Source organism: Paraglaciecola arctica BSs20135, assembly GCF_000314995.1.
In the GTDB taxonomy this organism is placed as follows: Bacteria; Pseudomonadota; Gammaproteobacteria; order Enterobacterales; family Alteromonadaceae; genus Paraglaciecola; species Paraglaciecola arctica.
Genome location: NZ_BAEO01000047.1, coordinates 52800 through 73157, shown reverse-complemented (window position 1 = coordinate 73157; position 20358 = coordinate 52800). Strand labels below are relative to the sequence as shown.

Here is a 20358-nt window from a genome sequence, read left to right as displayed (position 1 = left end):
GCCACTTTGGTAAATCTGATCTTTGAAGATATTAAGTTTTGCTACTATTTTCTCAAGATAAATATTATTTTTATCTGTAGTATCTGCTGCAGAAAAATAAAAGGTTCGCGCAATGAGTTATTCAGTAGTCGTAGAAGATGATCATATTTATGTTAAATATTCAGGGGTTGTTGATGGCTTGGATATTGTGCGAATTACTGGGGATGAAACTTATATAAATGGCTTAAGGCGTCTGCACAAAGTGATCCATGATTTTTCGTTTTGTGATGAGGTTTCATTAGGTTCTGAGGATATGCAAGAAATTGCTTTTATGACTAATATGGAGTCTAACTTCACTGAAAATGCGCTTGTTGTGTTGATCCCAAGAACAAATGAAGGCCTTGCCCGTGCTGCTGTTTTTAGGCAATCCATTAAATCCCCTGATTGGACTATATTAACGGTGCAAAACCATGCCGAGGCATTAACTAAAATCTGATTGATTACCTTTAGCTAAGGTTTTGTTTTTTAAATTAATCATCCAATAATTTTGATGTTTATGTGCAAAATCAAGCTGTCAAAATTATGTCTTAACATCACTTCTTTAATCCAGACTCAATTATCTGGCTTCTTCTGATAATTAAACTTGCATAACTGCTGTAGATCCGTAAAATACGGCGGCCTTTTATCTGGCTATAAACTGTCAGAATTTAAGGTAAATTAAGTTAACGTTAACGCTACAACGAGTCTGAGGCATATATGGTTACTATTCGTTTACAGCGTGGTGGCGCTAAAAAGCGTCCATTTTATCAAGTAGTGGTTGCAGACAGTCGTCGTTCACGCGATGGCCGTTTTATTGAAAACATTGGTTTTTTCAATCCAACTGCAATGGGTCAAGAAGAGCGTTTACGCTTGGACTTAGGCCGCATTGAACATTGGGTTGGGGTAGGCGCAGGCTTATCTGACCGTGTTGCACGCTTGGTGAAAGATGCACAAAAAGCAGCTGCTTAATTGCAGTTGCAACAAAGGGTTTAAGCAATGAGTCTTGCGTCTGACACATTAGTGATTGGCATAATCGGAGCACCTTATGGTGTCAAAGGTTGGGTCAAAATCACCTCTTATACCCACGATTTAGACGGCGTGTTTGCCTACACTCCTTGGCTTTTGGGTCAAGTGCAAGAAGGCAAAGAGTACGTCGTAGACCAATGGCGAACCCACAATAAAGGTTTAGTTGCCAAACTGGTTGGGGTGGATGATCGAGACGATGCTGAAAGTATCAAAAATCTTGAGATTTCCATTAAAGCAGCAATGCTACCTGAATTAGATGACAGCGATGTTTATTGGCGTGAGTTAGTCGGCATGCAAGTGATTACCGATAAAGGTTATAACTTGGGTGTAATTAAAGAGTTATTCGAAACTGGTGCTAATGACGTTTTGTTAGTCAAAGCCAATTTGAATGACGCTTTTGGTCAGAAAGAACGCATGGTTCCTTATTTGTTAGATCAAGTGATCAAACAAGTGGACCGGCAGGCGAAAACGGTCACAGTAGATTGGGATCCTGCATTTTAATGCAAGAGTCTAGTCAGGAACCGAGTCGTTGGTATGGTGTTATTAGTCTTTTTCCAGAAATGTTTGAGACTTTTACCCAGCAGGGAGTAGTAGGGCGAGCCGTGAAAAACGGGTTGTTACAAGTAGAGTGTTTTAATCCAAGAGACTTTACTTTCGACAAACATCGCACTGTTGATGACCGACCATACGGTGGTGGACCTGGCATGCTGATGATGGTTCAGCCATTAAAAGACGCTATTCTGGCAGCTAAAGCAGCTGCGGGAAGAAAAACAAAAGTGATTTACCTTTCTCCCCAAGGGAAAAAGCTGGATCAAGCAGGGGTGAAACAGCTTTCTGAAAATGAAAGTATGATCCTAGTAGCTGGTCGGTATGAAGGTATCGACGAACGGGTAATACAAACACAAGTTGACGAGGAATGGTCAATTGGTGATTACGTGTTAAGTGGCGGCGAACTCCCTGCTATGGTCTTAATGGATGCAGTTTCAAGGTTTGTACCCGGTGTATTAGGGCATAAACAGTCTGCCGAGCAAGACTCTTTTAGTCATGGCTTGTTGGATTGTCCGCACTACACTCGGCCAGAAAACTTGGACGGTGAGCTGGTTCCTAAGGTGTTGTTAAGTGGTGATCACCAAAAAATCAAGCAGTGGCGTTTACAACAGTCGCTAGGTAGAACCTGGCAACGACGCCCTGAATTATTAAACGCTCTAGCTCTGACTGAGGAGCAGCAAAAGTTGTTAGATTTATTTCTACAAAGTTTGCCGCAGCATAATGACAGTTAATCTAGTATGAGAGGATATGATGAGTAAAGTAAATCAAGACATCATCAAGAAAATTGAAGAAGCGCAGCTAAAAACTGACGTTCCAGCATTCAGTGCTGGTGACACAGTAGTTGTGCAAGTACGCGTTAAGGAAGGCGAAAAAGAACGTCTCCAGGCTTACGAAGGCGTTGTAATCGCTAAACGTAACCGTGGCCTACACTCTGCTTTTACAGTTCGTAAGATTTCTAACGGCGAAGGTGTTGAGCGTATATTCCAAACACACAGCCCGGCAATCAGTTCTATTGAAGTGAAACGTCGTGGTGCTGTTCGTCGCGCTAAACTTTACTACTTGCGTGAACGCTCTGGTCGTTCTGCACGTATTAAAGAAAAGCTAGGTTAATTTAATTTTTGCGTTATCGTTAACTTAATAAGAAAACCCGCCAATTGGCGGGTTTTTGCTATTTAAGACTTAAATAAATCAACCTAATTTAAAGTAATACATCATAATTTTTTTTCTCTCTGTGTAGCGAAGCGCTCTGTGTTCTCGGTGGTGTAAAGCAAAAACCAAAGAAAAAGATATTGCACCACAGAGGACTCAGAGAGCACAGAGAAAAGCAAAGCCTCTTGATTAAAAAAGTCTTGTTCTGCCCCAATATTATTTGTTGCGAACCACTGCTTTGGGTTCGTTTTGTGCAGTGTGTTTCTGCATGGCATCAAAGGTACTGCCATAGGCGGGGCGTTTTATATTTTTGCCTGTACCCCTGACTGTTCTTAATTCTCCATTAGTCCAAACTAACTTGCCTTGGCTGAGTGTATGAACTGCAATTCCTTTGACTGTGCGACCTTCAAAAATATTAAAGTCGATATTTTGATGATGGGTTTTAGCTGAGATAGTGCGGCTACCATTAGCATCCCATAATACAATATCTGCATCCGCACCAACTGATATAGAGCCTTTACGAGGATAGATGTTAAAGATTTTTGCAGCATTGGTAGATGTAACACCCACAAACTCGTTAGGGGTCAGTTTTCCAGAAGCCACTCCTGAGTCCCATAAAACTGACATTCTATCTTCTATGCCCGCTGTGCCATTAGGGATCATGCTAAAATCTTTTTTACCCATGGCTTTTTGATCGGCGCAGAAACAGCAGTGATCTGTGGCAGTGGTTTGTAAATTACCTGATTGTAATCCTTTCCACAGGGCATCTTGGTGTTTCTTGGAGCGAAATGGTGGGCTCATGACATGGCCGGCAGCATAATCCCAATCTTCGTTTTGATACACAGACTCATCAATTTCTAGATGTCCCGCCAATACTTCGCCATAGACTCTTTGGCCTTCGTTTCTGGCTCTGGTAATGGCCTGTAATGATTCTTCACAAGATACGTGCACACAATACAGAGGTACATTTAAAGCTTGTGCGATACGAATAGCTCTATTGGCGGCTTCACCTTCCACTTCAGTAGGGCGAGAAAGTGGGTGACCTTCAGGGCCTGTGATACCTCTTTCGAGGATTTTTTTCTGTAAGTGAAACACTAAATCGCCATTTTCTGCATGCACGGTAGGCATGGCACCTAATTCTAGGCAGCGAGAAAAGCTATTAACTAAAGTTTCGTCTTCACACATGATGGCATTTTTGTAGGCCATAAAATGTTTGAAACTATTGATGCCATGTTCTTGCACCAAGGTTCCCATATCTTTATAAACTGACTCATCCCACCAAGTAATAGCTACATGAAAACTATAGTCAGTGGCAGACTTTTTGGCCCAATCCATCCATTGATGGTAGGCATCCATAATAGGTTGTTGGGGGGCAGGGATAACAAAATCGATAATAGAAGTTGTACCACCAGCGGCACCAGCACTGCTGCCGGTAAAAAAGTCTTCACTGGCGACTGTGCCCATAAAAGGTAATTGCATATGAGTATGAGGGTCGATACCTCCGGGCATAACTAATAAGTCGCCCGCATCGACAACTTCACATCCCGCTGGTACATCAAGATTTTCACCTATAGCTTGAATTTTACCTTCTGCACAATAAACATCGGCTCTATAGCTAAGATCAGCAGTGACAACGGTTCCACCTTTGATAAGAATTGACATGTTAGTTTCCTCTCTTTGCCATTAATAAATAAAGTATGCCTGCAACAAAACAACCTACAAACCAAGCATAATTATATACAGTATCAAAAATTTCAGGCACAGATTCGACTATACCAGCAGCGTGTAAAAAACCCGGTAAGTTGGGTAATATCCCCACCACTAAAGATACCATTCCTGCTATATTCCAGCCATTTGTTGCACCATATTCGCCATTATGCTGAAACAGCGCTTCAACGTTTAATTTACACTTCCGTAAAATAAAATAATCTGCGATCAGAATACCGGCAATAGGGCCTAGTAACGCTGAATACCCAATCAACCAAGTGAAGATATAACCTCCAGCGCTTTCTAGTAATTTCCAAGGGAATATTGCAACACCAATTCCGGCAGTGATATAACCACCCATTTTGAAATTTATTTTACTCGGATTTAGATTAGAGAAACCATATGCTGGGGCTACCACATTTGCTGCTAAGTTAGTGGTAAGGGTTGCTAATGCAAGGGTAGCTAAAGCCACAATTATCCCCATTCCTCCCATTTTTCCAGCGAGTTTCACAGGATCCCAAATGGCTTCGCCGTAAATAGTGACAGTAGCAGAGGTAACCGCTACGCCAATAAATGCAAATAGCGCCATAGGTAAAGGTAAACCAATAGCTTGTCCCAAAATTTGATCTTTTTGGGACTTTGCGAATCGCGTGAAATCAGGAATGTTTAATGCCATAGTCGCCCAAAAGCCAACCATAGCGGTTAAACCTGCGATAAAAGTTGGTAAAAATAGTCCTTCTTTTGCACCACCAGGGCCAAATTGTGAAGGAGCTGAAAGCATTACACCAAAACCACCTGCTGTATCGTATGCCCAATATAATAGTGCTAATCCCATGGCGATAAGAAAAGGAGCAGCATAACTTTCCAGCCAACGAATAGAGCCAGTACCAAAATGGATAAATACTAAATGCAGTGCCCAAAAGGCAAAGAAACATAAGGTTTGGCTAATATCGATGCCAAGAAAAGGCAGAGCAGAGCCTTGGAAGCTGTTATTTGTGAGGCTATTTAAAATAACATAAATAGCACTTCCTCCGACCCAAGTTTGGATCCCGAACCAACCACAAGCAACTAATCCTCGTGCAAGTGCAGGAATTTTGGCTCCTTTGGTACCAAAGGCACTGCGTAATAGTACCGGAAAGGGTACACCGTATTTAGCGCCTGCATGGCCTATTAAAAGCATAGGTACCAACACTATCGCGTTACCTAACAATACTGTGATGATAGCTTGGTACCAAGTCATGCCTTCGGAAACTAAGCCTGCGGCTAACATGTAAGTGGGAACACATACCACCATAGCTACCCACAAAGAGGCGAAATGTATCCAATTCCAAGTACGGGTTTCATCGGTAGTTGGCGCTAGGTCTGGATTCCACAGATCGGCATCAAAGTGCGCTGGTTTCACGCTGTTATTATTATTTTCCATGACATGCTCCGTTATAAAGTGATGTGTTATGAAATGTTCTGGTATTTGTAAATACCACATCACCTATAAAATACAACTAAATTTCCCTTAAAAATCAAGTGAATGAGGGGGGAACTCATTCACTTTTTATGACTACTTGTTCAGCAGTTATCTGTAGCAGGTGTAAATCATCATTAAATTTGCAAGGTTTGTAATAACAAATTTAACGAAAAGTTTTATTATTCACCATCGGTCAATTTTGTGTAGGTACTAGGGCGACGGTCACGGAAAAATTGCCAGTTGTTCCTCACTTCTTTAATCATGTCCATATCCATATCATGGATGATCAATTCGTCTTTATCTCTGCTTGCTTCTTTTTCAATTTGCCCTCTTGGATTAACAAAATAGCTTTGGCCGTAAAACTCGCCTATGTTCCAGGGCTCTTCGACTCCTACTCGGTTGATTGCTCCAATCCAACAGCCATTTGCTGCCGCTGAAGCTGGTTGTTCTAATTTCCATAAATATTCTGATAGGCCAGCCACAGTTGCAGATGGATTAACAATGTATTCGGCGCCATTTAATGCCAATGCTCGCCAGCCTTCAGGGAAATGGCGGTCATAACAAATATATACGCCCAATTTACAGTATTGGGTTTCAAATACTGGCCAGTCCGAAGCACCTGGTTTAAAGAAAAACTTCTCCCAAAACCCCGCTACTTGTGGAATATGAGTTTTACGGTATTTCCCTAAATAACTGCCATCGGCATCGATAACCGCCGCTGTGTTGTAGTAAACCCCGGTTACGTCGTCTTTTTCGTAAATCGGAACCACAATGACCATCTGATATTTCTTGGCGTACTCTTGCATTAAGGTGACAGTGGGTCCAGTTGGTATGCTTTCGGCACTCTCATACCACTTGGGATCCTGACTCGGGCAGAAGTAAGGCTGAGTAAATACTTCTTGAAAACATAATACTTGCACACCCGCTGCACCTGCTTCATCAATTAAAGGTAAGTGGGCTTCAATCATGGCTTTGCGAATGGTTTCTGGATCGTTATCTGTGGATGACTTCAAACCCATTTGGATTAAACCACCACGTAAAGTTGAGCGTGTTGTTGACATAATTACTCCATCTAAAGTTATTGTTTTTCTAAGACATAGTTGGGAAGGTAAATTCCGCACCTGCACGTATACCTGTTGGCCAACGTGAAGTAACGGTTTTTAATTTTGTATAAAAATGCACTGCTTCTGGTCCATAAATTCCATGGGCACCAAAGATTGAACGTTTCCAACCACCAAAACTGTGGTAGGCGACAGGAACGGGGATAGGTACGTTAATGCCTACCATACCTACTTCAATGTTGGCAGCAAAATCTCTGGCTGCATCTCCGTCACGGGTAAAAATAGAGGTGCCATTACCATATTCGTGAGCATTGATTAAGTCCGTTGCTTCAGCATATGTATTAGCACGTAATATCGACAGTACAGGACCAAAAATCTCTTGTTGATAGACAGACATGTCTTTAGTCACGTTGTCGAGTAACGTACCGCCTACCCAGAAACCAGCTTCACAGCCAGCTACTGATAAGCTTCGGCCGTCGACTAACACGCTGGCGCCTTCAGCTTCTCCTTGGTCGATTAAGCCTTTAATGCGTTTTTGCGCATCCGCAGAGATCACCGGTCCCATTTCGTTACCCGTTTGATTGTATGGGCCTACTTTTAATGCCTCAACGCGAGGGATCAATTTGGCGACTAACTTATCTGCAGTTTCCTGGCCAATAGGTACCGCCACACTGATGGCCATACAACGTTCACCAGCAGAGCCAAATCCTGCTCCCATAAGCGCATCGGCTGCTTGGTCAAGATCTGCATCTGGCATGATCACCATATGATTTTTGGCACCACCTAAGGCTTGTACGCGTTTGCCGCTGGCGCTGCCGCGCTGATAAATATATTCAGCGATCGGCGTTGAGCCTACAAAACTAATGGCTTTAACGTCACTATGATCTAACAGTGCATCAACCGCGACTTTGTCACCATGCACTATATTTAACACGCCTGGTGGTAAACCTGCTTCAGCAAATAGTTGATGGATCAAGTTTGCACTAGAGGGATCTCTCTCTGATGGTTTGAGTATGAAAGTATTACCACATGCAAGTGCCATGGGGATCATCCACAAGGGCACCATAGCAGGAAAGTTAAAGGGCGTGATCCCAGCCACCACACCTAAGGCTTGACGTTCGTCGGTGACATCGATACCAACAGCCACATCTCGGCTAAAATTACCTTTTAGCTTGTCAGTTATGCCGCAAGCAAACTCTATAACTTCTAATGCTCGGGTCACTTCTCCTAACGCATCATCATGGGTTTTGCCGTGTTCTTTAGAAATCGTTTCTGCTACTTCATCTTGACGGGCTACCAGCAAAGTGCGCATATTAAACATGATATTGGCACGTTTGCTCGAGGGCATTTTTGACCAAGCTGGGAATGCTGCTTTGGCCGCAGCCACCGCCGTATTGACATCTTCAACTACTGCGGTCACTACTTCAGCACTTTGCTGGCCTAAAGCTGGGTTGTACACCGCAATTGTTTGGCTACTTACACCTGAGGTGTGTTGACCATTAATTATGTGTTGTATTAGTTGCATAATAATTTTTTAATCCAGTGATTTGATAATTTCGCGTAAGGTACTAAAGGCAAAATCAATTTGTGACTTTTCTATGATAAGCGGAGGCGATAATGCAATAGTGTCTCCAGTGGTACGGATAAGTAATCCTGCTTCATAGGCTTTTAAGAAAGCAGTAAATACGCGTTTGCTGGGTGTAGCAGGAGTAGGGTGCAACTCTATGCCTGCAATTAATCCAATATTTCGAATATCTTTAACTAAAGATAAATCAGCTAAAGAGTGCGCTGCATCTTGCCAATAATCACTAAGTTCAGCTCCACGGGTAAGTAGTCCTTCTTCTTCATAGGTGTCTAAGGTTCCCATAGCCGCTGCACAGGCCATAGGGTTACCTGAGAAGGTATAACCATGGAAGAATTCGACCATATCTTTAGGGCCATGCATAAAGGCATCGTAAATTTTGTCTTGTACAATGACTGCACCCATAGGGATTACACCATTTGCTAAGCCCTTTGCGGTGCAAATAATGTCAGGCTCAATGCCAAAATATTCAGTAGCAAAAGGTGCGCCCATACGACCGAAACCGGTAATTACTTCGTCAAAAATTAACAAAATTCCATGTTGATCACATATCTGGCGAAGTCTTTCTAAATATCCTTTAGGTGGCAATAAAACACCGGCTGAACCTGCTAAAGGTTCGACTATCACCGCCGCTATGGTTGAAGGATCATGTAATTCACAGAGCCGTACTAAATCTTCAGCTAATTCGACTCCGTGCTCAGGTATTCCTTTACTAAACAGGTTGGCTTCAATGCCATGGGTATGGCGCATGTGATCGACACCGTTAAGCAAATTACCAAACATTTTACGGTTGGCAGACATGCCGCCCACAGATAGGCCTCCAAAGTTGACACCGTGATAACCTTTCTCGCGACCGATTAATTTTGTCCTATTACCTTCACCCCGTGCGTTATGGTAAGCAATGGCCATCTTTAAGGCCGTTTCACAGGATTCAGAGCCAGAATTGGTAAAAAACACCTTATTTAGATCGCCAGGAACCATGTTAGCTAGTCGCTCAGCAAGCTCAAATTGTAGTGGGTGCCCCATCTGGAATGCCGGTGAATAATCCAGTGTCGCCACTTGTTTTTGTATAGCCTCAACTATTCGAGGCCGGTTATGTCCTGCATTACAACACCATAGGCCTGCAATGCCGTCCAATAATTGTCTACCATCAGACAAAGTGAAGTGCATGCGATCCGCACCAACTACTAAACGAGGATCTGCCTTGTATTGCCTATTGCAAGTAAATGGCATCCAGTTAGCCTGAAGTTGTTCAGGCGTTAAAGTATGAGTTTTAGTCATTATTTTCTCCCGTCTCTACAAGGGAACTTTCAAGGGATACAGCGTCAATACGCTGCGGGTTTTTAGGGTGTTCTGGCCATGTAAGTACCGGCAGTCCATTCTCTACTGGGCGCATGTCGATACAGTCAGGTACTGGGCATACGTGTTTACATAAATTACAACCCACACATTCATCATCAACCACTACAAAGTCACGTCCACCACTGGTATTTTCTTGCATAGTAATGGCTTGGTGTGAGGTATCTTCACAGGCTATAAAGCAGCGTCCACACTCAATACATAAGTCTTCGTTAATAAATGCTTTAGTATCAAAATTAATGTTTAGCTCATTCCAATTGACAACATTAGGAATGGCTTTACCTTGAAATGCGGATAAAGAGGCATAGCCTTTTTCGTCTAAAAAGTTCTCTAGCCCAGCTATCATGTCATCAACAATGCGAAAACCGTATAACATGGCTGCGGTACATACTTGTACACCACTGGCTCCCAGTGCAATAAACTCAGCAGCGTCGCGCCAGGTTTCAATGCCACCTATTGCGGATATTTGTAAATTTCGGGTATCGGGATTTCTGGCTATTTCACCCACCATATGCAAGGCAATGGGTTTTACTGCAGAACCACAATATCCACCATGGGTGCCTTTGCCGTCGACAGTAGGGGTTGGCGCCATTAAATCTAAATCGACTGAAGCGATTGAGTTGACTGTATTGATAAGCGAAACCGCATCAGCACCACCTTTTAATGCCGCCTCTGCGGCCACCAAAATATCAGTGATATTAGGTGTTAGTTTGGTAAATACAGGTATATCTACTACTTCTTTGACCCAGCGAGTCGTTTGTTCTATTAACTCAGGTACTTGGCCAATAGCGGATCCCATACCTCGTTCACACATGCCGTGGGGGCAACCTAGGTTTAGCTCTATACCATGTACGCCAGAATTAGCGATTTTGATGGCCAGTTCTTTCCAAGTTTTTTCATCTAGGGGAGCCATCATCGAGCCGATAATAACTCTGTCTGGCCACTCTTTGCGGATCTGCTCTATCTCTCGTAAATTGGTTTCTAATGGACGGTCGGTAATTAACTCAATATTGTTTATGCCAATGACATTACGTGCGCGGTCATGATGTACACCATAACGGCTAGACATGTTGATGACTGGGGGATCTATCCCTAAGGTTTTCCACACTACGCCACCCCAACCGGCTTCAAAAGCACGTACTACATTTATGTATTTATCGGTGGGTGGAGCTGAAGCTAACCAGAATGGATTAATACTATCAATCCCAGCGATATTGCAGGCTAATTTACTCATGTTAAAGCTCCTTAAAGTCAATGCCGAACAAAGTGTGGCCCATTGCGTGAGCGGCACGTTTGCCATCTTCTACGGATTGCACTGTTAAATCTTCACCTGTATCGATGCAGTCACCACCGGCATAAACACCTGGAATACTAGTTTGATACTTGTCGTTAATTTTAATTTTGCCTTGCTCAATCAACACATCTGATAACACCGATGCATCAATCTTTTGACCCACAGCTTTAAGTACCATGTCTGTTGTTATCTGAATACGTTCACCTGTGCCAACTAATCTTCCTGATTCGATGGATGTTTGCTCGAAGGAAATGGAGTTAACATGGGTGTCCCCAGTCAATTCTATGGGGGATAACCACAAGCGTACATCAACCCCATTTTTACGAGCTAAATCTATTTCCCACTCGGTAGCCGTCATATTATCTTCACCACGGCGATACGCTAATGTTACTCTTTTAGCTCCTAATCGTTTGGCTTGAATAGCCGCATCAATGGCCGTGTTTCCACCGCCAATCACCACAACATCCTGCCCAATGGTCATAGTTGATTTGTCTGTTGTTTGACGCAGCTCCTCAATAAAATCTATGGCATCAAAGACACCTTTCAGATCTTCGCCTTCTAGCTTAAGTTGATTGCACAACCCTAATCCAATGCCGAGAAAAACGGCATCATAATCCGTGCGAAGCTGTTCCAAGTTTAGGTTTTTACCTAAATATTGCTCATAAATAATCTCTATCCCACCAATACCTAATAAAAACGCGACTTCTTTTTGCGCAAAGTCGTCGACCATTTTGTAAGCAGCAAGCCCATATTCGTTTAGGCCTCCCGGTTTAGGTTTTGCTTCAAATACAGTTACTTTGTGACCTAATAAGGCTGCGCGATGAGCACAAGATAAACCTGCGGGACCTGCACCTACTACCGCTATGGTTTTGCCGGTTTCTGGCGCTCTAACAAATGGATGTTCATCAGTTGATTCCATTAGATAGTCGACTGCATAACGTTGTAATAAACCAATCTCTACAGGTTTGCCCTGATCATGGTGACGAACACATGCTCTTTCGCATAAGATCTCAGTTGGACAAGCCCTAGCACACGTGCCGCCCATAATGTTTTCTGACAAAATGGTTTTTGCCGCACCTTTGACGTTTTGGGTGCGTATTTGATGAATAAAGGTAGGAATGTCAATTCCTGTGGGACATGCCTTTATACAAGGAGCGTCGTAACAATATGTACAGCGCGATGCTTCAAGCAAAGCCTGTGACTTATTATAGGGTTTATGTAGGTCGGCAAAACCTTCATTAATATCATCGATAGTAACTGTACCTGTTGTACTCATGCTGTACCTCATTTTCTGAAACCGTTTCGCTAACTGCGCGAATACAGTGGATTTTTTAACAAAACGGTTTCATAACTTATGCCAATTTAGCGCTATATATAGCGAGGATTAAAAACTACGTTTAACGGTTATTCCAAAGACTCTAGGTTTTGCATAGGATATTTGTGATGTGCCGTAAAAACCTGTTACATCAAAACCGATGATTTCATGTTCAGAGTTAAACATATTGTCTACGTAAGCTGTTGCTGTCCATAATTGTGTTGAATCAGTCCACGTCAGCCTTGCATTTGCAGCCACGTACGAGTCTATTTCATGGGCTGTGAAATTTCGTGCATTATGAAAAGTTTCACTTTGATAATTGGCGCTAAACTGCACCGCAATATTGTCTTCGTTCCAATCCCAATTGTAGCGGATCATCGCAGAAGCTTGGTATTCGGGCGTAAATGCTGGAGTAGTATCAGCAAATATTCCCGACGCCACTTCAAGATTTTCTACTTTAGCATCGGTATAAGAGGTATTTAATATCACATCTAGTCCGTCACTAGGGGTTAAGAAAAGTTCCAATTCTAAACCCATAAAAGTGGCATCTTGGTTTTCCACTAAACCTGAATTATTCACCCATGAAAATGATTGATAATCACTGTAGTCATAATAGAAAATATTGGCGTTAAACAGTGCTGTCTCATCCGACAAGTTTAATTTCATACCTGCTTCATAAGAGGTTAATTCTTCTGGCTTGTAACTACTAAATCCACCAAATAAAGGTGCATTAAAACTACCGGCTTTAACCCCTCTATTAACACCCACATAATATAAGTCGGTGTCTGTGGAATATTCGAGTTGTATTTTAGCTGACCACAGGTTTTGGTCATTGTCGGTATCTAGGTGTTCAAGTGAAGCGCTATCGAGATCAATTTCAATCACTCTGTCATCTGTATTGGTATTTTGGTACACATCACCAACAAAATGTTTGTCTTCTTTGGTATAGCGCAAGCCAGTAACTAATACTAACTGGTCTTGCAACTGGTAGTCTATTTGACCAAATATTGAGTATGATTGGGTTTCTAGTTTAATAAGGGAATTGTTTTCTTCACCTCCCAAAAAATAGGCTGTTGGAGAGGCAGCAAGTCCTTGGCTGTAATCAGTTTCGACATTTAGGTAATATAATCCAGTTACCCATTTGAAATTGTCGGCATCTCCAGACACTCTAACTTCCTGACTAAACTGATCAATTGTACTATTAGATTGAAATATCAATTCAGGGGAGGCCGTTTGATCTGAATCCAAACCTACAGTTCGGTCAAATTTTTTGTAATCGGTTAGAGAAAATAAATCAAAGGTGTCAAAGCTATAATCAAGGGCGGCTGAAAAGCCTTGGGACTGAATTGTATTTTGATCATCAAAGGCAAAGTCTTTATTGACCTTAGGTCCAGAGCCATCGGGATCAATGTTTCCATTAAAGTCGCCACCTTGTACGGGTCGAACTGGATCACCGTTAAAGTTACCGTCAATACATTGACCAAGTTGAATGGCATCGCAGCCTAAAGGATCATCTGCAGCAAAAATAACGTCAATTACGTTACCGTCTGCGTCTTTTATTTCAGTGGTATTCACCACTTGGTAAGGCCCTTCACTTTTGGTGGTGTCAGCCCAATTTGCGCTTAATAATAATGAACCGTCTGTTCCTAAATTGAAGTCCAGTTGCGCACGTAAAGCTTGCGTATCGTCGTTATAGCCATCTTGTCCGCCACCAACAGAGCCAGGACGAGTATCTGGGGACGCGCCGTCTTCATAGATATTTTCTAAAATCTCACCTTGGATATTGGAGTAGGCTGATAAGCGGCCAGTAATATCATCTGATAACGCGCCTGAAACAGCACCTTCAAAACGATATTGATCAAAGGTTGCGATGGACAATTCAGCGTAACCTTCAAAGTCTTCAGTTGGTTTCGCGGTGATAGTATTGACTAAACCTCCAGTAGCGTTTCGTCCAAACAGGGTGCCTTGTGGACCTTTCAAAATTTCTATTCGTTTAATATCAAATAAGCCAAAGGTTTGAGCTTGAGTACTGGCTAAGTATCCTCCGTCTACATAAACCGCAACTGGGGCTTCAGCCAAATCGGCATAGTCATTTTGCACCACACCACGAATATTGAAGATAGCTCTTTGTCCACCAATATCGCCAGCCAAAGAAACACCTGGAGTAAACGCAATTAACTCAGTACTGCTTTCTAAACCCAGTGCTTTTAATTGCTCACCACTGAATGCAGTGATGGCGATACCCACATCACTTATATTTTCGTTACGCTTTTGAGCGGAGACTTCTATGGTTTCCCACACGTTTTCAGCGGCATTTATAGCTGGAGAAACTAATAATACGAGTGCCAAAGAGATAGCCTCAAAGATAGGATTATATTTGTACTTATTTTGTGTGTTCATTATATGTTCCCATTTATTTTTATTTATCTTTTAACTATTAACAGGCAAACCCACAATCCCTCACTTTTTATTCTCAGTAACACTAATCAGAAATAATAATGTTACTGAATAATAGAATAAGCAGGTAACAGCATTGTAGTTACCGAGTGATTGTTTAAATGCCCATGCTTATTAAGAATGGGCATAAACTTAGTATTTCATTTTTGACAGGATCTTAAATTCAATATAAGAAATGTTCAGATAAGTGTTTACTAAACAAAGAGGTATCTGGAATATTAGTTAGGAGATTGGGCTGCTGCGGATCCTTTTAGGGTCAGTCTTAAGCGAGGTTTTTAACCTTAACTATTTTAGCTTAGGCCTACTTATCAATGGTCGCTGTTGCACATTATTGCTTCATCTAAAGCGCTTTATTTTTTGGTTAGAACACAAACTTGAAGGGGAAGGGAGCTAAGGATTACATGACGTTATGGCTGTTGGGCGTCTCTAAGTTTTGCTGGGGGATGCTTTTATTTCTTGTAAAAACGTTTTTAATACTTGATTAGGATTAGAGCCTTTGCGTAAAACAGTTTGGTATGCAGTGTTAAAATGAAATTTATCTAGGTATAAAGCACGCATTTCTCCAGAAACGACCCATCTTTTAGCATAATGCGTTGGTAAATATCCGATAAAGCAGCCTGTTAAGATAAGAAAGGCGACCCCTTCACGATCAGTTGCTGTTGCCGTAGTATTTAAGTTTTGATAATGACTACGAGTTTGTGCTGTTTGCGCGTAACTAGGCGCAACTGCTTCACATTCATAGATTTGTTTGGAGGTTAGTTTATTCTCAGCAACGTTGAACAATGGGTGCTGATAATTGCAGTAAAGTAGATATTTTTCTTCGTACAGTCTCGAATATTCTAAACCTTGCAAAGGCCGTAAATTAGGTACAACACCCACATGTAATGCACCATCCAACACGTAACGTTCTATTTCATTAGGTGGGATCATGCGTATGTTTATGACAATTTCTGGTCCTTTAGTTTTTAATGCTTTGAGCGCCTTGGAAATCGACATATGCTCTAAGGTCACTAAGTTATCGGTGATCCCTATGTTTAGTTCACCTGTTAATTTTGCATGGATACTATTAACTTGGGTTCTAAAGTTCTCCAAAGAGGCCATGAGCTGCAAACTCGCCTGATACACTTGTGTGCCTTCATCGGTAAGGGAAAACCCTGCTCTTCCTCGTTGGCATAAATGCAGACCAAGTCTACTTTCTAGATCTGACATGCTAATACTAATAGCCGAGCGACTGATGTTGAGCTCTACTTCGGCAGCAGAAAAACCACCACATTCTACTACTGTTCTGAATATTTTTAACTGACGGATATCGAAGTTACTTATCTGAGAAACAAGGTTTTTATGTTTTGGCATATTGAGTTCTATATTGTTAAGTAAATACTTATCTAATTTTTGCTTATATTGAATTTATCAAACTATCAAAGAATTGCAATCTTTACCTAATTGGGTAATACCTGAGGTATAAATCTTTGAATAATAGTGAAAAGTGTTATGGGATGATAGTATAACTTAACACCTCTAGGGTCAGAGTCCGTCCATTACAATATGAGTTTTTATGTCAGATATTATTGCTAAGCTTGCTGCTTTATTGCAGCAACATATTCCCGTTTATTTCTCCGATATCCAGCGAACTTCTGATTACATCAAAGTTGAAGGTAAGTCGCTTAGCTTGAGTTTACCTTTTGTTTGTAACAGTTTGCTGGGAGCCAAAGGTGAGTTTAGTCATCTATTGGAAAGTTTTGCTAAGCAGCATAAGGTTAATATCAAAATTGCCTATGACATCCCATCTATCAAAGGACAAAATCCTAAAGTAGTCAAAAATGTAATTGCTGTGGCATCAGGAAAAGGTGGGGTAGGGAAGTCTACAACATCTATAAACCTAGCTGCTGCTTTGAGTTTAGAGGGTGCCAGAGTGGGCATTTTGGATGCAGATGTATATGGCCCATCTTTGCCTACGCTTTTGGGCACTAAAAATGTGCAACCTGAATCACCGGATAATAAAAACATCTACCCGATTATTGTCAATGACTTACAAACTATGTCGATCGGATACCTAGTTGATGAAGATTCAGCCACAGTTTGGCGTGGTCCAATGGCAAGTCGCGCGTTTCAGCAACTCTATAACGAAACCTTGTGGGATGAGTTGGATTATCTTATTGTCGATATGCCTCCGGGCACTGGGGATATACAGTTAACCTTGGCGCAGAATATGCCAGTTACGGCCGCTGTGATCGTCACCACACCTCAGGACTTAGCTTTGGCTGATGCAATAAAAGGCATTTCCATGTTTAATAAAGTGGATATTAATGTTTTAGGCATAGTTGAAAACATGAGTTACCACATTTGTACTGAATGTGGTCACAAAGAGCATATATTTGGTGCGGATGGTGGGCAACGTATAGCACATAAATACCAAACCGAGTTATTGGCTCAGTTGCCTTTAAATATGCAAATTCGTGAATTGGCGGATAGCGGTACCCCGTTCATGTATAACCAAGAGGCTAACCCTGAAATACAGCAAATCTACCGCACCTTGGCACTTAAGTTATCTTACAAGTTGTCACAACAAAAAATGGCTGTTCAGCAAATAGCGATTTCAGCTGTAAAATGATGGGATCTTTAATAAAGGTGACATATTCCCATATACCTTAAATAACTAAAGGCTCATAAATCACAGTTTTGTGAGCCTAGTTGTGTTATTGATAACTGATTACCTCTATTTCAATCCCCTCTTCAAGGTCAAAATAAAATCGCTTTCCTGGTTCGTAATCACCATGATTGTAAGTCACAAAACCTCTTTCCTTGGTCTTCTGTTCTGTCTTATCTAAATCATCTACCAGAATGCCTATATGATTGAGGTGTGTGATGGTTTTATGTGAAGTATCGGCGAGATGTTTATCTCCATGGCTATACAGCGCAAGGTAAGTATCCTCGCCGCCTAGATGAATGGTGCGACCATTGTCTTTGGCTGCTCCGGTCCAGCGAATTTTCCAATCAAATATATGACTCAATATGCTGGCTGTAGCATCTGAGTCTCGGACCGTGACGTTAATATGTTCAAGTTTACTTTGCATGGTTTTTTCCTTGTGAATGTTGCAGTAACTTTTTAACTTGAACAGCACTTTAATACCTCAGGTTAACTTGAGGTAAAGTGTTTATTTGAAATTTACTTAAATTTGAATTGATTATTTTGCTGGTGGATTTTTATCTGTGGATAAGAGCTTATTCCACTAATAAAGGCAGTTTGTTTTCAACATCAATCCATTTGTCGGCATCTTCTGGTGCGGGTTTCAATTCTGTGATGTTTGGCCATATTTCCGCTAAATCGGCATTTATTTTAAGATAGTGTGTTTGATCTTCGGGTAATTGAGTATCTTGAAATATCGCTTCAACAGGGCATTCGGGCACACAAAGGCCACAATCAATGCAGATATCTGGATGGATCACTAAGAAGTTTTCACCTTCGTAAAAAGCATCTACAGGGCAAACAGGCACGCAGTCTGTATATTTACATTTGATGCAGCTGTCAGTGACGACAAATGTCATAGTTGTGGGTATCTTGGTTTTATTTTTTTCATTATGTCGATCATAAAGTAGCGCAAGTAAAAAACAAGAACTGTATCGACAATTCTATATTGAATTTACCTATGCTCTGCATCTTATCTGACATAAAATGCCGCACTTCGCCAAACTTATAACAATTCTTTAAGGGATCGTTATCAGGTGAATTGTTTATGTTTGACCATTGGAAACACTATGTTGCGTTTAAACGAAGTAAAATTACCTTTAAATCATGAAGAAGATGCGTTATCCACTGCCATTTTGCAGAAGTTGGGTATTGCCTCAGAAGATATGTTGTCTTTTGAGGTGTTTAAACGTGCTTATGATGCCCGTAACAAAGCAAATATTTTACTGATTTATATTGTTGATGTTGAGGTTGTTAATCAAGCCGATTTGCTAGTTCAATTTGCCAATGATCCCCATGTGCGGGAAACCCCAGATATGACCTATCAGTTTGTTGCAAAGGCACCTCAAAACCTAAGTTCTCGTCCAGTGGTGATTGGTCTTGGCCCTTGTGGTTTGTTTGCTGCCTTGATATTGGCGCAAATGGGCTTTAAGCCCATAGTGTTGGAGCGCGGTAAAGCAGTGCGTGAACGTACTAAAGATGTGTTTGGATTTTGGCGTAAAAAGCCCCTAGATACAGAGTCAAACGTACAGTTTGGTGAAGGCGGAGCAGGGACTTTCTCTGATGGAAAGTTATATAGTCAAATCAAAGACCGCAAACATTATGGCCGTAAGGTGTTAAATGAATTTGTGGCCGCCGGTGCGCCAGAGGAAATTTTGTATGTAAGCAAACCTCATATTGGTACCTTTAAATTGGTCAATATGGTGGAGAAAATGCGCGCCCAAATCATCGAATTAGGCGGTGAAATCCGCTTTAGCACCCGAGTCGATAAATTTGATATTCAAGAGCAAAAACTCAAAGGGTTATATTTGTCTAACGATGAATATTTACCTTGTGAACATGCTGTTTTGGCTGTGGGACATAGTGCTCGTGATACTTTCGAAATGTTATACGAGCAAGGTGTGTACGTTGAGGCCAAACCATTTTCAATTGGCTTTAGGATCGAACACGAACAATCGATGATTGATGAATGTCGCTTTGGCGATAATGCAGGTAATCCTATTTTAGGGGCTGCGGATTATAAGTTAGTGCATCATTGTAAAAACGGCCGTTCGGTGTACAGTTTTTGTATGTGCCCTGGTGGCACTGTGGTAGCTGCAGCGTCAGAAGCGGGCAGAGTCGTGACCAATGGCATGAGTCAATATTCTCGTCATGAACGTAATGCAAATAGCGCCATAGTCGTGGGTATTACCCCAGAACAAGACTATCCAGAACATCCTTTAGCGGGCATTGCATTACAACGTCAACTTGAAGAGTTGGCTTACACGGTTGGAGGTGAAAATTACCACGCACCAGCGCAATTGATTGGGGATTTTTTAAAGGGTAAATCTAGTGAGCAACTGGGTGAAGTTAATCCGTCTTATACCCCAGGTATTACTTTGACCGATTTATCTAAAGTTGTCCCAAGTTATGTCATCGAAGCCATCCAAGAGGCGATCCCTGCTTTTGACAAAAAAATTAAAGGTTTTGCTAAGGCAGATGGTTTATTAACGGGTGTGGAAACTCGCACCTCTTCACCTATTTGTATTAAACGAGGCAAAGATCTGCAAAGTATTAATACTCAAGGGTTGTACCCAGCCGGTGAGGGAGCCGGATATGCCGGAGGTATTTGGTCGGCAGGTATTGATGGGATCAAAGTGGCTGAAGCGTTAGCTTTGGACATGTTAGCTAAAAGTCAAATAAATTAGTTGTAG

18 protein-coding genes are annotated in these 20358 nt (G+C 41.7%); 7 read left to right on the top strand and 11 right to left on the bottom strand.

Annotated elements, in window-relative coordinates:
- Positions 1 to 112: 112 nt before the first annotated feature.
- The 5 genes from GARC_RS15390 to rplS all read left to right on the top strand — a co-directional run bounded on the left by GARC_RS15390 (position 113) and on the right by rplS (position 2703).
- Positions 113 to 475: a hypothetical protein gene (locus GARC_RS15390; protein ID WP_007621767.1), complete on the top strand. Its 363-nt coding sequence runs from the start codon at positions 113 to 115 to the stop codon at positions 473 to 475.
- 260 nt (positions 476 to 735) lie between these two features.
- Positions 736 to 987: a 30S ribosomal protein S16 gene (rpsP, locus tag GARC_RS15385; RefSeq protein ID WP_007621765.1), complete on the top strand. Its 252-nt coding sequence runs from the start codon at positions 736 to 738 to the stop codon at positions 985 to 987.
- Between the two features lie 27 nt (positions 988 to 1014).
- Positions 1015 to 1545: a ribosome maturation factor RimM gene (gene rimM, locus GARC_RS15380; protein ID WP_007621764.1), complete on the top strand. Its 531-nt coding sequence runs from the start codon at positions 1015 to 1017 to the stop codon at positions 1543 to 1545.
- On the top strand, positions 1545 to 2324 hold the full coding sequence (gene trmD, locus GARC_RS15375; protein WP_007621762.1) for a tRNA (guanosine(37)-N1)-methyltransferase TrmD: 780 nt from the start codon (positions 1545 to 1547) through the stop codon (positions 2322 to 2324). Before rimM ends, trmD begins: the two co-directional genes overlap by 1 nt.
- A gap of 19 nt (positions 2325 to 2343) precedes the next feature.
- Positions 2344 to 2703 carry a 50S ribosomal protein L19 gene (rplS, locus tag GARC_RS15370; protein ID WP_007621759.1) on the top strand — a complete coding sequence of 120 codons (360 nt, stop codon included), beginning with the start codon at positions 2344 to 2346 and terminating at the stop codon, positions 2701 to 2703.
- Positions 2704 to 2958: 255 nt separating this feature from the next.
- On the opposite strand, the gene hydA is transcribed toward rplS, so the two are convergent.
- The 9 genes from hydA to GARC_RS15325 form a co-directional block, all read right to left on the bottom strand.
- Positions 2959 to 4404 (bottom strand): dihydropyrimidinase, encoded by a 1446-nt coding sequence (gene hydA / locus GARC_RS15365; RefSeq protein ID WP_007621754.1) that lies wholly within the window; start codon positions 4402 to 4404, stop codon positions 2959 to 2961.
- Position 4405: 1 nt separating this feature from the next.
- Complete coding sequence (locus GARC_RS15360; RefSeq protein WP_007621753.1) at positions 4406 to 5872, bottom strand: NCS1 family nucleobase:cation symporter-1; 1467 nt, start codon at positions 5870 to 5872, stop codon at positions 4406 to 4408.
- 218 nt (positions 5873 to 6090) lie between these two features.
- Positions 6091 to 6972, bottom strand: coding sequence for a nitrilase-related carbon-nitrogen hydrolase (locus GARC_RS15355; RefSeq protein WP_007621752.1), 882 nt, complete (start codon positions 6970 to 6972; stop codon positions 6091 to 6093).
- A 28-nt stretch (positions 6973 to 7000) separates the two neighbouring features.
- A complete protein-coding gene (locus GARC_RS15350; protein ID WP_007621750.1) occupies positions 7001 to 8497 on the bottom strand; it encodes a CoA-acylating methylmalonate-semialdehyde dehydrogenase in 1497 nt (498 codons plus the stop codon).
- Between the two features lie 9 nt (positions 8498 to 8506).
- Positions 8507 to 9835, bottom strand: a complete 1329-nt coding sequence (locus GARC_RS15345) for an aspartate aminotransferase family protein (protein ID WP_007621745.1) — start codon at positions 9833 to 9835, stop codon at positions 8507 to 8509.
- Positions 9828 to 11147 carry an NAD-dependent dihydropyrimidine dehydrogenase subunit PreA gene (preA, locus tag GARC_RS15340; protein WP_007621743.1) on the bottom strand — a complete coding sequence of 440 codons (1320 nt, stop codon included), beginning with the start codon at positions 11145 to 11147 and terminating at the stop codon, positions 9828 to 9830. Before preA ends, GARC_RS15345 begins: the two co-directional genes overlap by 8 nt.
- Before the next feature lies 1 nt (position 11148).
- The gene (locus GARC_RS15335; protein ID WP_007621742.1) at positions 11149 to 12483 is read right to left on the bottom strand and encodes an NAD(P)-dependent oxidoreductase; all 1335 of its coding nucleotides are present in this window, start codon (positions 12481 to 12483) and stop codon (positions 11149 to 11151) included.
- A 108-nt stretch (positions 12484 to 12591) separates the two neighbouring features.
- On the bottom strand, positions 12592 to 14922 hold the full coding sequence (locus GARC_RS15330; RefSeq protein WP_007621741.1) for a TonB-dependent receptor: 2331 nt from the start codon (positions 14920 to 14922) through the stop codon (positions 12592 to 12594).
- Between the two features lie 483 nt (positions 14923 to 15405).
- On the bottom strand, positions 15406 to 16332 hold the full coding sequence (locus tag GARC_RS15325) for a LysR family transcriptional regulator (RefSeq protein ID WP_007621740.1): 927 nt from the start codon (positions 16330 to 16332) through the stop codon (positions 15406 to 15408).
- 202 nt (positions 16333 to 16534) lie between these two features.
- On the opposite strand from GARC_RS15325, the gene apbC reads away from it, so the two are divergent.
- Entirely contained in the window at positions 16535 to 17590 is a 1056-nt protein-coding gene (gene apbC, locus GARC_RS15320; RefSeq protein WP_007621739.1) for an iron-sulfur cluster carrier protein ApbC, read from the top strand.
- A gap of 85 nt (positions 17591 to 17675) precedes the next feature.
- Here the strand turns inward: apbC and GARC_RS15315 are convergent, their stop codons facing one another.
- Positions 17676 to 18053: a VOC family protein gene (locus tag GARC_RS15315; protein WP_007621738.1), complete on the bottom strand. Its 378-nt coding sequence runs from the start codon at positions 18051 to 18053 to the stop codon at positions 17676 to 17678.
- 148 nt (positions 18054 to 18201) lie between these two features.
- Complete coding sequence (fdxA, locus tag GARC_RS15310; RefSeq protein WP_039989816.1) at positions 18202 to 18525, bottom strand: ferredoxin FdxA; 324 nt, start codon at positions 18523 to 18525, stop codon at positions 18202 to 18204.
- Between the two features lie 210 nt (positions 18526 to 18735).
- Between fdxA and GARC_RS15305 the strand changes: the two genes are divergently transcribed.
- A complete protein-coding gene (locus GARC_RS15305) occupies positions 18736 to 20352 on the top strand; it encodes an NAD(P)/FAD-dependent oxidoreductase (protein ID WP_007621736.1) in 1617 nt (538 codons plus the stop codon).
- The last annotated feature ends 6 nt before the right edge of the window (positions 20353 to 20358 follow it).

Bases quoted from the DNA above. Each gene is read 5' to 3' on its own strand.
- GARC_RS15390 (WP_007621767.1), top strand. From the start codon at position 113: ATGAGTTATTCAGTAGTCGTAGAAGATGATCATATTTATGTTAAATAT.
- rpsP (WP_007621765.1), top strand. From the start codon at position 736: ATGGTTACTATTCGTTTACAGCGTGGTGGCGCTAAAAAGCGTCCATTT.
- rimM (WP_007621764.1), top strand. From the start codon at position 1,015: ATGAGTCTTGCGTCTGACACATTAGTGATTGGCATAATCGGAGCACCT.
- trmD (WP_007621762.1), top strand. From the start codon at position 1,545: ATGCAAGAGTCTAGTCAGGAACCGAGTCGTTGGTATGGTGTTATTAGT.
- rplS (WP_007621759.1), top strand. From the start codon at position 2,344: ATGAGTAAAGTAAATCAAGACATCATCAAGAAAATTGAAGAAGCGCAG.
- hydA (WP_007621754.1), bottom strand. From the start codon at position 4,404: ATGTCAATTCTTATCAAAGGTGGAACCGTTGTCACTGCTGATCTTAGC.
- GARC_RS15360 (WP_007621753.1), bottom strand. From the start codon at position 5,872: ATGGAAAATAATAATAACAGCGTGAAACCAGCGCACTTTGATGCCGAT.
- GARC_RS15355 (WP_007621752.1), bottom strand. From the start codon at position 6,972: ATGTCAACAACACGCTCAACTTTACGTGGTGGTTTAATCCAAATGGGT.
- GARC_RS15350 (WP_007621750.1), bottom strand. From the start codon at position 8,497: ATGCAACTAATACAACACATAATTAATGGTCAACACACCTCAGGTGTA.
- GARC_RS15345 (WP_007621745.1), bottom strand. From the start codon at position 9,835: ATGACTAAAACTCATACTTTAACGCCTGAACAACTTCAGGCTAACTGG.
- preA (WP_007621743.1), bottom strand. From the start codon at position 11,147: ATGAGTAAATTAGCCTGCAATATCGCTGGGATTGATAGTATTAATCCA.
- GARC_RS15335 (WP_007621742.1), bottom strand. From the start codon at position 12,483: ATGAGTACAACAGGTACAGTTACTATCGATGATATTAATGAAGGTTTT.
- GARC_RS15330 (WP_007621741.1), bottom strand. From the start codon at position 14,922: ATGAACACACAAAATAAGTACAAATATAATCCTATCTTTGAGGCTATC.
- GARC_RS15325 (WP_007621740.1), bottom strand. From the start codon at position 16,332: ATGCCAAAACATAAAAACCTTGTTTCTCAGATAAGTAACTTCGATATC.
- apbC (WP_007621739.1), top strand. From the start codon at position 16,535: ATGTCAGATATTATTGCTAAGCTTGCTGCTTTATTGCAGCAACATATT.
- GARC_RS15315 (WP_007621738.1), bottom strand. From the start codon at position 18,053: ATGCAAAGTAAACTTGAACATATTAACGTCACGGTCCGAGACTCAGAT.
- fdxA (WP_039989816.1), bottom strand. From the start codon at position 18,525: ATGACATTTGTCGTCACTGACAGCTGCATCAAATGTAAATATACAGAC.
- GARC_RS15305 (WP_007621736.1), top strand. From the start codon at position 18,736: ATGTTGCGTTTAAACGAAGTAAAATTACCTTTAAATCATGAAGAAGAT.